The 15101-nt window shown below is 56.9% G+C and carries 15 protein-coding genes; 7 read left to right on the top strand and 8 right to left on the bottom strand.

From position 1 onward, the window contains the following. Positions 1-154: 154 nt before the first annotated feature. Both R8G34_18135 and R8G34_18130 read left to right on the top strand, forming a co-directional pair. Positions 155-607, top strand: coding sequence for a (2Fe-2S)-binding protein (locus R8G34_18135; protein MDW3224771.1), 453 nt, complete (start codon positions 155-157; stop codon positions 605-607). Between the two features lie 3 nt (positions 608-610). After that, positions 611-2911 carry a molybdopterin cofactor-binding domain-containing protein gene (locus R8G34_18130; GenBank protein MDW3224770.1) on the top strand — a complete coding sequence of 767 codons (2301 nt, stop codon included), beginning with the start codon at positions 611-613 and terminating at the stop codon, positions 2909-2911. A 216-nt stretch (positions 2912-3127) separates the two neighbouring features. Here the strand turns inward: R8G34_18130 and R8G34_18125 are convergent, their stop codons facing one another. Beyond that, positions 3128-3424, bottom strand: coding sequence for a hypothetical protein (locus R8G34_18125; protein MDW3224769.1), 297 nt, complete (start codon positions 3422-3424; stop codon positions 3128-3130). A 282-nt stretch (positions 3425-3706) separates the two neighbouring features. On the opposite strand from R8G34_18125, the gene R8G34_18120 reads away from it, so the two are divergent. Together R8G34_18120 and R8G34_18115 are read left to right on the top strand one after the other, a co-directional pair. After that, positions 3707-4366, top strand: coding sequence for a GH25 family lysozyme (locus R8G34_18120; protein MDW3224768.1), 660 nt, complete (start codon positions 3707-3709; stop codon positions 4364-4366). A gap of 1076 nt (positions 4367-5442) precedes the next feature. Continuing rightward, the gene (locus tag R8G34_18115; GenBank protein ID MDW3224767.1) at positions 5443-5631 is read left to right on the top strand and encodes a hypothetical protein; all 189 of its coding nucleotides are present in this window, start codon (positions 5443-5445) and stop codon (positions 5629-5631) included. A 589-nt stretch (positions 5632-6220) separates the two neighbouring features. On the opposite strand, the gene yacG is transcribed toward R8G34_18115, so the two are convergent. From yacG to R8G34_18090, 5 genes are all read right to left on the bottom strand, one after another. Next, positions 6221-6358 carry a DNA gyrase inhibitor YacG gene (gene yacG / locus R8G34_18110; protein ID MDW3224766.1) on the bottom strand — a complete coding sequence of 46 codons (138 nt, stop codon included), beginning with the start codon at positions 6356-6358 and terminating at the stop codon, positions 6221-6223. Positions 6359-6393: 35 nt separating this feature from the next. Further along, a complete protein-coding gene (locus R8G34_18105) occupies positions 6394-7416 on the bottom strand; it encodes a ribonuclease E/G (GenBank protein MDW3224765.1) in 1023 nt (340 codons plus the stop codon). Continuing rightward, entirely contained in the window at positions 7413-7988 is a 576-nt protein-coding gene (locus tag R8G34_18100; GenBank protein ID MDW3224764.1) for a Maf family protein, read from the bottom strand. Before R8G34_18100 ends, R8G34_18105 begins: the two co-directional genes overlap by 4 nt. Positions 7989-7992: 4 nt before the next feature. Further along, positions 7993-8211, bottom strand: coding sequence for a translation initiation factor IF-1 (gene infA / locus R8G34_18095; protein MDW3224763.1), 219 nt, complete (start codon positions 8209-8211; stop codon positions 7993-7995). A gap of 79 nt (positions 8212-8290) precedes the next feature. After that, the gene (locus tag R8G34_18090) at positions 8291-9166 is read right to left on the bottom strand and encodes a carbon-nitrogen hydrolase family protein (protein MDW3224762.1); all 876 of its coding nucleotides are present in this window, start codon (positions 9164-9166) and stop codon (positions 8291-8293) included. 184 nt (positions 9167-9350) lie between these two features. Here R8G34_18090 and R8G34_18085 point away from each other — a divergent pair, with 184 nt between their 5' ends. After that, complete coding sequence (locus R8G34_18085) at positions 9351-10337, top strand: LysR family transcriptional regulator (protein MDW3224761.1); 987 nt, start codon at positions 9351-9353, stop codon at positions 10335-10337. A gap of 38 nt (positions 10338-10375) precedes the next feature. Beyond that, on the top strand, positions 10376-11068 hold the full coding sequence (locus tag R8G34_18080; protein MDW3224760.1) for an NAD-dependent deacylase: 693 nt from the start codon (positions 10376-10378) through the stop codon (positions 11066-11068). Positions 11069-11140: 72 nt separating this feature from the next. On the opposite strand, the gene rpmB is transcribed toward R8G34_18080, so the two are convergent. After that, positions 11141-11440: a 50S ribosomal protein L28 gene (rpmB, locus tag R8G34_18075; protein MDW3224759.1), complete on the bottom strand. Its 300-nt coding sequence runs from the start codon at positions 11438-11440 to the stop codon at positions 11141-11143. A 137-nt stretch (positions 11441-11577) separates the two neighbouring features. Continuing rightward, positions 11578-12585, bottom strand: a complete 1008-nt coding sequence (gene meaB, locus R8G34_18070; protein MDW3224758.1) for a methylmalonyl Co-A mutase-associated GTPase MeaB — start codon at positions 12583-12585, stop codon at positions 11578-11580. A gap of 74 nt (positions 12586-12659) precedes the next feature. Between meaB and hrpB the strand changes: the two genes are divergently transcribed. After that, positions 12660-15098, top strand: a complete 2439-nt coding sequence (gene hrpB / locus R8G34_18065) for an ATP-dependent helicase HrpB (GenBank protein ID MDW3224757.1) — start codon at positions 12660-12662, stop codon at positions 15096-15098. Positions 15099-15101 lie beyond the last annotated feature (3 nt).

Raw genomic sequence — 15101 nt, 5'->3', positions numbered from 1 at the left:
GAGGGTCTTGGCTGCGGATCGGTTAATTTTGACTCGGGACGTTATTGCTGTGCTATCCTGACCCTCTGTTTACGATTCTCGCCCAAGTGGAACAGTCGCATTGTACCGATTGTCACGTTGTGAGGCGCATCAGAAATCGAAATTGGGAGGAACCATGACAAAGATCACTTTGAACGGCGTCCAGCAGGACGTATCCGGTACCCGTGACATGCCGCTGCTTTGGGCCGTGCGCGATATCGCCGGGCTCACAGGCACCAAATACGGCTGTGGCGTCGGACTTTGCGGCGCTTGCACGGTCCATGTGGATGGCAAAGCCGTGCGCGCCTGCCAGGTCACGCTAGGCGAGGTCGCCGACAAGCAGGTTACCACCATCGAAGGGCTGGACCCCGCCGGAAACCACAGCGTTCAGGTCGCCTGGCGTGATCTTAACGTGCCTCAATGCGGTTTTTGTCAGAGCGGTCAGATCATGCAAGCCGCGTCCTTGCTGACTGAAAACCCGAAACCCAGCGATGAGGATATTCTGGAAGCCATGTCGGGCAACGTATGCCGGTGTGGCTGTTATCAGAGGATCGTGGATGCGGTTCGCCTCGCAAGTACAGGGAGCTGAACCATGCTGAGATATCTTGAAGAAACCGCCCCTGAAATCGCACCTACGCTGCATCTGACTAAGATCAGCCGTCGTGGTTTTCTGGGTGCCACGGGTGCTTTCACTCTCGCCGCCTATGCCGTACCTGCTCAGGCCTTTGACACTTATGCTACCGGCGCGGTCGACATGGCCAACGGGTTGGTGGACGATCCTTTGATCTTTATCGCCATCGACACAGACGGCACTGTGACGCTGGTTGCGCACCGGTCTGAAATGGGCACCGGCGCAAAGACGTCACTGCCGATGGTCATGGCCGATGAGATGGAAGCCGACTGGGATCAAGTGAAGATCATCCAGGCCCCGGGCGATGAGCCGAAATACGGCAATCAGGATACAGATGGGTCACGGTCCTTGCGGCATCACATCCAGGCAGCGCGCCGCATGGGCGGGGCTGTGCGCACCATGCTGGCCCGGGCTGCGGCAGCGGAGTGGAATGTCGATCCTTCGGACGTCCGCGTGGAAAACCATGCCTGCATCAACTCCAAGGGCAATATCCTGAGCTTCGGCGATCTTGCCAAGGCCGCGATGGCCCAGCCCGTCCCGGCTCACGAAGAAATTGCCTACAAGACCGAGGATCAGTTCCGCTATATCGGCAAGGGCAAGATTCAGATCACGGATCTACATGATATCACCACAGGAAAGGCGGTGTACGGCGCGGATGTGGCTCTTCCGGGCATGAAATTTGCGGTCATCGCCCGCCCACCCGTCGTAGGCGGCAGAGCCACGTCATTTGATGCAACCGAAGCGCTGACTGTGCCCGGTGTCGAAAGCGTGCATGAGATCCCCTATGGTGGTTTGGCGCAGAAGTTCGCGCCGCTGGGTGGTATCGCAGTTGTCGCGACCAACACCTGGGCTGCGACCGAGGGTCGCGCGCTACTGCAAATCGAATGGGAGGCCGGCGAACACGGCGATTATAATTCCGAAGCCTACATGGCAGACATGATCGCAACGTCAGAGCAGTCTGGCACCACCGCCCGAGATCAGGGCGATACCGACCAGGCTTTTGCGAATGCCGCAAAAACCTTCACCCGGACCTATACGCAGTCGCACATGGCTCACATCCCGATGGAGCCCCCTGCTGCTATTGCCAATTACACAGGCGACGGGTTGGAAATCTGGGCACCGGTACAAAGCCCCTATACCGCGCGCACGGATACCGCTGCGGCACTTGGACTTGACCCCGAAAAAGTCACATTGAACGTCACTCTTCTGGGAGGCGGGTTCGGTCGCAAATCCAAGGGTGACTATGTGACGGAAGCGGCACTGCTGTCGCGCGAGGTCGGAGCGCCCGTCCGCGTGCAATGGACGCGCGAGGATGATATTCGGCACTCCTTCTACCATACCACCTCCGCCGAACGGATCGAGGTAGCGCTCGATGATAGGGGTAAGGTCACGGGTTGGTTGCATAGGTCTGTGGCACCTTCAATCCTGTCCACTTTTGCGCCCGACGAAGGCAATGTTCTGCCCCTGGAGCAAGCGATGGGCATGACCGATGTGCCCTTTGATATTCCCAATATCCGTTGCGAAAGTGGCAAGGCTCTGGCCCATACGCGGATTGGTTGGTTCCGGGCTGTATCCAATATCCCGCATGCTTGGGCGATCGGATCGTTTGTGGGCGAACTTGCAGAAGAGCTTGGGCGTGATCAGAAGGAAATGTGGTTGGAACTTATCGGCACACCGCGCACACTTGACCCGGCTGCGGCGGGACTGCCAGACAACTTCTGGAACTATGGCGAGACGATGGCGGAATTCCCGATCCAGACAGGGCGGCTGATCAATGTTCTGAACCTTGCGGCTGACGGCATTGGCTATGGCAAGGAGTTGCCAGACGGCGAAGGCATCGGACTGGCCGTACACCGCAGTTTCGTGTCCTATGTGGCCTGTGCTGCCCATGTAAAGATGGTGGATGGTCGTATCACCGTGCCTGCCATGCATATGGCCATAGATTGCGGCTTTGCCGCCAATCCCGAGCGGATCGAAAGCCAATTGCAGGGCGCGGCAGTCATGGGCATGTCGACCGCACTGCACTCGGGCATCACGTTTGAGGATGGCGCCGCCTTAGAGTCAAATTTCAATGACTACGATGTCGTACGATCCGACAACTATCCGTCAGTTGTGACACATATCGTACCGCACCCCTTTTCGGATCACGCAACAGGCGTGGGCGAGCCCGGCGTACCACCGGTGTCTCCTGCCATAGCAAACGCATTGTTTGAGGCAACCGGAGAACGCCGGCGCAACCTTCCAATGGGCGTTACCGCCTGACAAACACCACCCACGCAGCCAACAGCCTGCGTGGGTTTTCCTGTGTGTTTCCTGGCACTGGTCGTCAGTCTCTTCCGCTGCACCACGTGGCTTGTAAAGGGACCGCCTGCCCTTCGCATCAAGCGCAGGCGCGGCGTCGTTGCGGCGAAGCGCGTGCGAGGATTTCCAAAAACGCATTGGGCCCGAAGTGCTTTGGCGAAGCAGGATTTGGCAGAATTAAACCACAAAACCCGGGCAATACATCGCGCCTTTGATGTTCCGGATGCCATCAGAGCCCGTGTGCCCGATGTATAATCCGACCCAGTTGCGCCGGCTAGCCAAAGGTACATCCATCGTCAGACGTGCACGACGTGAGCGCCCCTCCAGGCCGCCGTTTCCGGAGCGTGCTGACCGCAGTTTTATTATCAAAAGTCCTTTCAAGCCTGACGCGCCCTCGCCATCCGACCCATTTGGCCTGTCTTCGGTGTATCGCGCAAACCGGGTGTGCCGGACTGAACGCAAAGTAATGGACATGCTCCACACTCCGCTCGAGGATGAACACCACACCAACAGGCTCTACCCGCCAAAGCGATCTGCGCTTCGAGTTCAGTATTCTCAAACAGGCCATCAAGGCTGCGTTAAACATTGTGCGCTAGCGTGAAATGATCATCAATGGTTTGAGCCTTTGTCTTTCAGTCAGGAGTCCAGCTTTTGCCTTTGTCGCGTCGTTCCACACTAGCCGGCCTTGTCAGCCTGCCCTTCCTATCGGCGCCCTCTTTGCTCCTGGCACGCTCAAGATTCAGGGATCTAGATCCTGTGGATTTTGGCCGCCGCGGCCCCTCGTCTTTTCCTGTGCACGGTATTGATGCAGCACGCTTCCAGGGCCAGATGAATTGGCGAATGATCAGACAGCAAGGGATTCAATTTGCCTGGCTCAAGGCGACCGAAGGAGGAGATCTCCTTGATCCAGAATTTCAGTCGAACTGGCGTGGCGCAAGGCGCGCTGGCGTGCCAATCGGTGCGTATCATTTCTACTACTTTTGCACTGATCCAGAAACACAGGCCAGATGGTTCATCGACAATGTGCCACGCCTGCGCGGTGGAATGCCTCCAGTGCTGGATCTGGAATGGAACCCATTTTCTCCGACTTGTGTTCGCCGCCCTCCAGCCCGCGAAGTACGGCGCTTGGCAAATACCTTCATCCGCATCGTTGAACGCCATTACAGAACAAAAGTCGTGATTTACACGGCCCCCGACTTTTGGAAGCGCAATGACATCACTCGACTGAAACGCGATTTCTGGCTGCGATCTACCGCCAACCATGTTGAAAAACGTTACGGAATCAGGAATTGGCGGTTTTGGCAGTATACCTCAACGGGGATTTTAGACGGGATCGAAAAGGAGGTCGATCTCAACTGTTTCAATGGATCACCAGATCAATGGAATCGTTGGCGAAAGAAAACTGCGGTGAGGTGAGCAATTGAATTTGCGCGCGGCACCAATTTCTCCGCTGCATAGCGCACCCATTGCTGACACTTTAGACGCTTACACGTCGTGCGCGTGTTATTCTGGGGCTGGTGGTCATTGTTTTTACGACACGTCAGGCGTGGGCCTCTCTGTCAAAGGCATCACTTTCAAGTAGCATCGATACCAATTGCCCGTCACGATCATCTGCTGCAGAAGTTCAAGGGTTCCAAGGGTCGAGGTTTTGTGGCGCGGCGCACCCGCCAAAGTAAGAGGATACGACGGATGTACGGAAGACTCAAATTCTCTGCTCACCAATTAGTGTGGAGCATTCGCCGCATAATCTAAGAGCTGTGCTCGGCACAGGAACGACTCTTGATTCTGTTGCCGGGCTCTGTGAGAAGAAAAACTGGCCCGCCTTTACTCTGGCAAAGGCATTTCTGAGAGCGCCAACTTTTTTTTGTAACACGATTTTGTCGGAGCCGGAAAGAAGCGACTTGCCAAAGACACGGCGCGTGCAGGGCCCGCTGATGAGGTCAAGGATCTGCGTCGGGGGTCCCGCGACCTGGAGAAAGTTGCGGCAACACAGTCGCTTGAACCGTGTTGCCCACCCAAAAACTCGCTCAGGCCTGCGCGTCGGACTACGCTGGCGGAGTACTGGAGAGGGAGAAGGCATGAGACATCCTGCATCCGGGAAGTTTCAGAGTGCGTTGTCGTTGCGCCCTTGGTTTGCGCACAACGGCGCACCGACTGGTTTAAGCATCGTCTTTGCCGATCTAGCACACAACGGAAATACCCAATATTTCCGAGACCCCATTCCATCGCCCCTATCGGCAGATTCGCCTTGCACCCCCGCCCTGCGAGGCAGTGGAACATGACCCCTTTCTGTAAGGCGGATATTGGGCGTTTGGAGACCGTCGCTTGACGCGAATTCGGGTCTGGCACCGCATCATGAACGCGGCACGGCGCAGGGCTTTAGGTCTGGCTTGATGCGCATTGACGGCGGCCCTCACCGATACGGAAAGCTGTTCTGCACTAGAAACTTCTTCCCAACCACTGCCGGAAAGAGCATTGCGGGTCATTGTTCCATGGAGAGCATACTTGAGACGGATGATCCGATCACCAGGCCAGCCTCTATCGTGCTTGAAGCGGCCCACATATGCAATGCCAAGACAGTCGCGATCAACCTGCTGCCATTTGATCGCAGTCCGCAGCAACCGCCGGATCGCGAAAGACGGGATTCATTCATTACGCCGATCCGAGTTGGCGCGCGTTGAATTGCAGGACGATCCCGAACAAGGACAGGCGCCAATCGGTTTCACGGCAAATGGCTCGACGATGAAGATCAGTGATTTGTCTGATACGCGGGATCAGCTTTGGCATTGTCACGCAGTGATCGGGCAAAAGTTCTGTACAAAACGTACCTGCCCGGCGCGTTCCCAATGTGGTGCGCCAGTGGTGTGACAAACCAACGGCAAGAGCTGCGGCCATATCTCGAACGACCTGTTGGAACGGCAGTAAACGTCACAAAACCCGCTCGCGACGCGTCCAGTCGTTCGCAAGCAAAAGGCAGGATCACTTTTCTGAAGTGCAAGCGAGCCTGCTTGCCTCTTGTCATCCGATCTCCGCGTTGTGCGGGCGAAAACATGGGAAACGCCGTCGGACGTGCAAAGCTCACCCGGCGGGTGATGGAGGACCGGCGACAGACATCGCCGCAATTACAGCGCGTCTTCTTCCCCAAATGCCCAGCCGCTCTCCATCCTTTCGATCCGGAAGATGTGCTCTGGAACCCATCCGCAACACGCAGTTGCAAGACCATATGCAGATTGTGCAGGGTGGCCTGAAGCCCGCCTTGCGCCGCATGCATCAGTGCATTTTGTTTTGCTGCGCCTGATGGTGGGCTTGTTCAAGATCCCCGGGATCCTCTGAGGGCAGTGCATAGCTCTCATTGAACCAACGTGCGAGGTCAAGATCGGCGCAGCGTCTGGAGCAAAAAGGACGCATGTCAGGTGTCGGTTGTTGACCACACATCGGGCATTTCATTGCAAGACCTCCGAAAGCGGCAACCGCGCACGTTTGCGTTGCAATTCATAGTGCCCCAGAGGCGTCCATCCTACCAGGGCCGTCTCAACATCATCCGCGCGGAAACTCTGACGCAAAGCCGTTTCGAAGGTGCGGCGGTCTTTCTTGGGCATGGGGGCCAGATCAAGCACGATCTGTCCGCCGAGCCCGCGCAGGCGCAGGGCACGCGGCAAGGCTTTGGCGCAGGCCATATTGGCTTTGATTCCGGCGGCCAGGGAGGCATCTGAGCCGGTGTTCACATCCACCGCCACCAAAGCGCGCGTTGGTTCCACATAAATGCTTGCGCCCGCCCCCAAAGACACTTGCGCCAAGCGCAGCCCCTCCAAGGCATCCAAAACCCCGTGATCCTCAAACCCTCCCGGTGCGGTCACTATGTCTGCCGGAGCGACCCAGTCGCGCCATGCCAACACATGCGGACCATCCCCCTCACTCAGCACTTCCATCTCGGAGCTGTCATCCTCCAGAACCCGCGTCGCGAGGTCGGCCATGTTGGATATATCTTGCGCGATTTCATCATCCGGCGCACCTGCACAGGACGACCGCAGGATCAGGCCCACCGGCGTTCCGTCCAATGTATCATGGGCGATTTCCAAAAGCCGGTCTCTTTCTGCCTCATCCTTGATGGATCGGCTGATGTTGATGCCCGGCGCCCCCGGCGTCACAATTCCATAACGGCTTTTGAAAAGTAGCTTCTGCGTCACCGGCAAAGCTTTTCCGGGTTCGGCATAACCAGACACTTGCACCAGAATCGCTTGTCCGGGCGCAAGGCCCTTGATCTGTCGCAGAAACGCAGATCCGTCCGGCGTCTTAAGAAACATACCGCCCTGCCCTTTGACAGGACGATCCGCAATGGCCCGATAAATCGTGCCCGGGCGTGGCGCTTCTGCGTCAATCAGCAGATCCTCAAGCTGACCGTCCACGATCAGCGCCGCTGCTTCCAGATCACCCAGATGATCTAGGATTATGCTGCGTCCCTTCACGACGATGCTTTCAGCGCCGGGTGACCCGCGACGCGCAGCAAGTTCGCGGTTTCTGCCAGCGGCAACCCCACGATGCCGGTAAATGAGCCGCTGATCCAGGGTATCAGCGCGCCAGCCGGTCCCTGAATGCCATAACCGCCCGCTTTGCCGCGCCAGTCTTCTGTCCGCAAATAGGCGTCCAACTCTTCATCGGAAATGGATTTCATGCGCACCGTGCTTACGACGTCTCTTTCCCAGACCTTTGTGCCGCAACGCACCGCAACTGCGGTAATCACCCGGTGCCTGCGCCCTGAGAGCGCCCGCAGGAACTCCGCAGCCTCATCAGAATCTGCCGGTTTGCCCATGATGCGGCGCCCCAAAGCAACGGTTGTATCCGCGCAAAGCACAATATCCCCGTCACCAGCGGTGACAGCTGCAGCCTTTTCGCGCGCGATCCGTTGGCAATAGGGCCGTGGTAATTCGCGTGCGCGCGGGTCTTCGTTGATATCGGGCGCGCGAATTTCATCGGGTACAATGCCGATTTGCGCCAGCAATTCCTTGCGACGCGGACTTCCGGACCCCAGTATAAACAAGGGCTTATTTGAAGCGGTAGTTGATCCGACCCTTGGTCAGATCATAGGGGGTCATCTCGACCTGCACTTTATCGCCAGCCAGAACACGGATGCGGTTCTTTCGCATCTTGCCTGCCGTATGCGCGATGATTTCATGGCCGTTTTCAAGCTCGACCCGAAATGTCGCGTTCGGCAGGAGTTCCTTCACGACACCGGGAAATTCGAGCGTATCTTCCTTGGCCATGTTTTCTCCTAAATTACACGTCCACCCATTTGTGGACGCCGCTTAAATGCGCGCATTTGGTGGGGTTTTCAAGGGGGATTCAGCGCAAGACAACATTTGGCGGCGGGTTATCACGCCCTTTTTGCTCTTCCCAGTGCAGCCGTCCCAAAACCCGACCATCTGCGCGGACATTGGCAATCACGTCCAGATCGACCTCGGCGTAGGTCCATCCGGGCTGATTGATCTCTCCTTGCGCCACTACACCTGTGTCTGGAAACCCTACGTCTGGCGGGCCGAATACACCCCCCGTACCAGTCGTCACATCGACAGCCTCCGACCAAGATACCTCACCCACAAGCGATGCCATGATGCTCACACATTGATTCTCCAAGGCCCGCGCCATCGCACCGATACGCACCCGCCAATATCCGGACAGGGCTTCGGTACAGGAGGGGACGAGAATCATGTCACAGGACGCCAGTGCCCTTCCCAACAAAGGGAATTCACTGTCATAACAGATCAAAACGCCAATTTTGCCAATAGCGGTATCAAAAACCTGCAAGGGATCACCGCCAACCACGCCCCAGATGTCACGCTCAAACCGGGTCATGATTTGTTTGTCCTGCACGCCGATCCCGCCGTGCGGCGCAAACAACCGCGCGCGGTTCACAGGCCGGGTCAGTGTTGCAGCCGATCCGGACGCCGCCAGAATGTGCATGTTATGCTCTGTCGCTAGTCTTTGATGCAATGCGTCCGCGTCCGCCAGCCGATCGGACACCGCAAAGAGCGACCGCTCCAGATCCTGTGCAACATCGCGCCCCGCCAACGTAGCCAACTCCATCGCACCGTATTCAGGAAACACCGCGAGTTTGGCCCCTGCATTGGCCGCGTCCAGAACCCAAGCCGCAATTTTATCTTCATATTGCGCCCAGGATGTCAGGAAATCCAACGGGTAGGCGGCGGTGGCAATTTTCATCTGAACACTCCGATGCTGATGTTCAGCCATCGTTTCCAAAACAAGCGCCCTCTGCAAGAGCGGATGCCTTCGCTTGCATCAGTTTCTATCTTCGAAAGACTCTGCCGCAATCGCATGCTTGCCTATCACGCTTAAAGGCGGGCATCATAGGACCGTGGGATATACTTGAAGGCCAGCACATATGATGAAGGGCGTCACGCTGCGTGGCCTCGAAGTTTTCGAGGCGCTGGCGGCATCGGGTTCCGTTGCCAAAGCAGCGGCGCTAACAGGATTGAGTCAACCTGCGGTCAGTCAGCAATTGCGCAACCTGGAAGCCGCGCTGAGCACTGAGTTGATCGATCATGGACGCAGACCCATGCGATTGACCCCCGCTGGCATTTTGTTTTTGACCCGGGCTGAAGCCGCGCTGGCCGAACTCAGACGTGCGCAAAGCGAATTGACCGTTATGGACCTTGCGCACCTGCAATCGCTGAGCATTGGCATCATCGACGACTTTGACGATAGTTTGACACCCCGGTTGGCCACGATCCTCGCGGAAAGCTTGCGGCGCTGCAAGTTCAAGATGATCACGGCCTCCAGCAATGATTTGATCGACGCCATTTGCGAACAACGATTACACATGGTGATCTCGGCGAGTACCGAGCGCAGCCTCGAAGGGGTGGTTGAACACCCATTGGCCTTGGACCCTTTTATGCTGGTGGCGCCGAAAGGCACACGCGTCCCGGTGGATTGCCTGCCTGCACCAGACGAGCTTGCATTTTTGCGATATGACGCGGATCAGATGATTGCCAAACAGATCGACGCGCATTTGTCACAAAACATCGCGCACCACCCTGCCCCATTCGAGATCGGCAGCCATCTGGCACTTATGGCCATGGTCGCGCGCGGCATCGGTTGGACGATTACAACGCCTTTGGGTTTTATGCGGGCGCACCGATTTCACGACCAGCTTACGGCGCATCCATTGCCGTTTGAGCCCTTCGCGCGTCAGATTTCAGTCTTTGCCGGCGCAGATTGGACTCATGAAGTTCCACTGAACGTGGCCAAAACGATGCGGCAGTTGATCCAAACCCATATGATCGATCCTGCCTTGACAGCATTGCCCTTTCTGGAAGGTCATTTGCGGATTCTGGAAGCCGATCAAGCGATGGTTTTTGACACTCAGAGTTGAGCGCGTCATCAAAGCTGAGCGCAACAGGAGCTAACATCATGCAAAAAATCGTCATCCTTACCGGAGCAGGAATTTCCGCAGAAAGCGGATTGGGCACATTCCGCGCAGAAGGCGGGCTTTGGGCGCAGCACAAGATCGAAGATGTCGCCACACCAGAAGGGTTCGCACGCGACCCCAGACTCGTTGTCGATTTTTACAATGCCCGACGCGCGCAAGCCGCCGAGGCGGAACCCAATGCCGGACACCACGCTCTGGCGAAGCTCGAAGCGGAATTCCGCGGTCAGGTCGTGTTAATCACGCAAAATGTCGATGATCTCCATGAAAAGGCCGGTTCGCAAAAAGTCATGCACATGCATGGGGCATTGAACGGGGCGCTTTGTGCCTCCTGCGACAACCGGTGGCCTGCGCCCATAGTCATGGCACCGGGCGATCCCTGTCCTCAATGCAAAAATCCAACAGCGCGGCCCGATATCGTTTGGTTCGGCGAAATGCCCTATGACATGGATGAGATTTTTGAGCATCTGTCGGAAGCGGATGTTTTTGCCAGCATTGGCACATCTGGAAATGTATACCCCGCCGCAGGTTTCGTAGCTGAGGCCCGGAGGTACGGTGCAGATACTATCGAGTTCAATCTCGAACCCTCATTAGTCGGCAGCCAGTTCAATGATATTCGAATTGGTCCCGCGACGCAGACACTGCCCGCATGGGTAAAGGATGTTCTTGCCGGGTAGGGTTGAATATCATCATGAACGCAAAAACCCCGCCCAATAGAGCAGGGTCTTAACGGTCGCGTAGAGTGCAGATCAGCTCAGCGCTTCAGCCGTATCAGAAGATTTAGCGATCGCTTTCTTTACTTTCAGCGCATTGGCCGAAAGCTCGTTGTCTTTTGCTTTCGCAAGAAACTGGTCCAATCCACCGCGGTGATCAACGGTGCGCAGAGCCGCCGCAGAAATACGGAATTTGAACGCGCGACCCAATGCTTCGGATTGCAGGGACACATCGTTCAGGTTCGGCAAAAACCGACGCCGGGTTCTGTTTTTGGCGTGGCTCACGTTGTTGCCCGTCATAGGGCCTTTTCCGGTCAGTTCGCAAACACGCGACATGGGATCATCCTTTTTTGATACATCGTCCCGGCGGTCCGGTTAACGACAAAAGGGGGCAGCCATAGGCCACGCCCCGGAATTTCGTTCGCTGGCTTTAGTGGGAATCGCTGTGGCGGTCAACCCGGAGTGCGCAGGATTCACGGTTTTGATGCATCAGAATGGCGCAGGCTGGCCAGAAAACTTTGCGCGGCGGAAGCAGGGGATGTTTTGCCTGCCGCAACATCTTCTCCCAAAACGGCAAGCGCTCCCCGCGCATCAGCGGTTTCCAACTGAGACAACAGCGCGTTTCTGACCTCTTGCTCGAACCAGTAGCGTGCCTGATCCGCCCGGGTCTTTTCCCAGAAACCTTCTGCCTGCCGCCAATCGCGCAATGCAATCAGATCGGCCCAAACAGTATCCAAACCGTCCTCTTGAAGCGCGGATACCAACATTGCCTTAGGGTAGCCTTCTGGGTCCTGAGCGCGCTTGCGCAAAAGACGCAATGCGCCAGCATAATCTGCACAAGTCCGCGTTGCCGCTGATCTAAGATCGCCATCCGCCTTGTTGATCAGGATGATGTCAGCAATTTCCATGATCCCGCGTTTGACGCCCTGCAACTCATCGCCACCAGCCGGGGCCAGCAACAACAAAAAGATGTCCGCCATATGCGCCACAACTGTTTCAGACTGACCAACGCCAACGGTTTCGATCAGGATCACATCAAATCCCGCCCCCTCACAGAGCGCCACAGCCTCACGCGAGCGGCGCGCCACACCGCCCAAATGGGTCTGGCTCGGTGAGGGGCGAATAAACGCCGAAGGTTCACGCGACAGCCTGTCCATCCGCGTTTTGTCACCCAGGATCGAGCCGCCCGACCGCGTTGAGGAAGGATCCACCGCCAGTACCGCAACTTTTAGCCCTTGCGCGGTCAACATCATGCCAAAACTCTCGATAAAGGTCGACTTACCCACGCCTGGCGTGCCCGAGAGCCCGATGCGCAAGGCTTGGCGACCCTTGGGCAAGGCGTCCAGCAAATCAGCGGCTTGGGCTTTGTGATCGGCGCGCGCGCTTTCCACCAATGTGATCGCCCGGGCCAGAGCGCGCCGTTCGCCGTTTCCGACGCGTTCCGCCAGATCGGCGATATCTTTATCGTTGGCCCTGTTCATGGCTGTGGTTTTCCGGCAGGCAGTCGCAAATGTCCAGAGCTTGGCCAAGTCTAATACATTCGCTAAGCAGGGTCATGGATTTCTCCTTGCCCATTGATGCCGTTCTACCTGACGTAATTGCAGCGCTACGCGAAAAGGGTCGTCTGGTGCTGCAAGCGCCTCCCGGTGCGGGGAAAACGACGCGAGTTCCATTGGCCGTGTTGACCGCAGGTCTGACAGATAAGAAGATTATCATGCTGGAACCGCGGCGTCTTGCAGCTCGGGCGGCGGCCGAGCGAATGTCCGAGACATTGGGCGAGCATGTTGGCGAGACAGTCGGTTACCGCATGCGGGGCGCAACCAAAATCTCGAAATCGACGCGTATTGAGGTCGTAACTGAAGGCATACTGACCCGCATGTTGCAGTCGAACCCGGATGTGCCGGATATCGGCGCACTGATTTTTGATGAGTTTCATGAACGTTCCCTTAATGCCGATCTCGGGCTTGCATTGACGCTGGATGTGGCAAGCGCACTGCGCGATGATCTTTTACTGATTGCCATGTCTGCCACGCTGGATGCACAACCGGTCGCGTCGCTGATGGAAGCGCCAATATTGACCTCACAAGGCCGGTCTTTTGATGTCGACCTGCGGTGGTTGTCAAAACCGATTTCAAAAAAGCAAAGGCTGGAACAAGCCGTTGCGGATCTCACGCTGAAGGCCATGTTAGAAAATGAAGGAAGCGTTCTGGTTTTCTTGCCCGGCGAAGGAGAAATCAGAAGGACCGAGGCAGCGCTGCGCCCGCATCTCCCCACAGACGTCAGCCTGCGCCCTCTGTTTGGGGCAATGCCCTTCAAGGATCAGCGCGCAGCCATTGCACCGGTTACGTCAGGTCGAAAAATAGTTCTGGCGACGGCAATCGCCGAGACCTCGCTGACCATAGAAGACATTCGTATCGTCGTGGATGCAGGTCGTGCACGGAGGGCAGAATTTGACGCTGCATCCGGCATGTCGCGCCTGATCACAACCCGCGTGAGCAAGGCGGAAGCGACCCAGCGCGCGGGCCGTGCGGGGCGGGTTGCGCAAGGGGCATGCTACAAGCTCTGGACCCGCGGAGAAGATGGCGCGCTTGCCGCCTATCCTCCAGCGGAAATCGACGTTGGCGACCTTGCTGGTCTGGCACTTGAAATCGCCATGTGGGGTGGTACCCCACATCAGATGCAGTTTGTCACGCCGCCCCACGAAGGCCGCCTTGCAGAAGCGCAAACCGTACTCAGAATGCTGGGTGCACTGGATCCAGACAACCGCATCACGCCACATGGCAAACGTTTAGCTGCGCTACCCTTGCATCCGAGGCTTGCACATATGGTCACAAAAGGCGGTCATGACGCACCGCTTTTGGCTTCGATATTGTCTGAACGCGATATTTTGAAAAATGCGCCCACAGATTTGTCGCTCCGCATACAAGCAGCAAAAGACACGAAACAGTTTTGCGCCCGGCACCATTGGGAACCCAATCATGCCACCCTTGCCCGCATCCGAGACGATACCAAACGCTTGAGATCAATGGTGCAAAGCCATGGATCTGAGGATCCCGGTGTTTTGGCTGCACTGGCGTACCCTGATCGCATTGGGCTACGACGATCTGGTGATGCGCCTCGCTATGTTCTGTCCGGAGGCAAAGGCGCGATTATGCCAGAGCGTGACGCGCTGGCTGCGGCTCCCTTGATCGTTGCAACCGATCTGGACGGCGACCCGCGTGAAGCGCGCATTCGACAAGCCATCACTTTATCAAAAGCAGATTTGCGTGATACTTTTCCCAATCAGATTGCGTGGCATGATCTGTGCCTCTGGTCGCGTCGGGAAGGACGTGTTCTGGCACGCAAACAGGAAAAATTCGCAGCCCTTGTTTTGGAAGATCGTCCATGGCACGACGCCCCGCCCGAAGACATCGCGCGCGCCATGCTGGATGGCATCAGACAACTCGGACTGCTGCCCAGCGCGAAAGCGACCCGATTTATCGCCCGCGCCAAGCTGATGCGCAATGTCGACAAGACATTTCCCGATTTTTCGGAATCTCATCTGATGGCGCATCTCCAAGAGTGGCTGTTACCGCATATGGTGGGCGTCAAGAACAGTGCTGACTGGAAACGATTTGACATTACGCCCGCTTTGAAAGCACGCCTTACATGGGACCAGTCACACGCGCTGGACCGAACGGTTCCAGCGCATTACACGACCCCGCTGGGGCGCGACGTTCCCATCGATTATGATGGTGCACAGCCCTGTATTTCCCTGCGGTTGCAAGAGGTTTTTGGCGTCACGCGGCATCCGACAGTAGCTGGAACACCCGTGCAACTCACTTTGTTATCACCCGCACAGCGACCTGTTCAGGTGACAGAAGACCTGCCGGGCTTCTGGCGATCTTCTTACACAGATGTACGCAAAGACATGCGTGGACGCTATCCGAAACACCCCTGGCCCGAAGATCCTACACAGGCAGACCCAACTCTGCGGGCAAAACCAAGAAAGTAGTGC

The organism is Paracoccaceae bacterium (genome assembly GCA_033344815.1).
Lineage (GTDB): Bacteria > Pseudomonadota > Alphaproteobacteria > Rhodobacterales > Rhodobacteraceae > Roseobacter.
The sequence above is the reverse complement of the archived record's forward strand: the minus strand, read 5'-3'. Positions and strand labels throughout refer to the sequence as shown.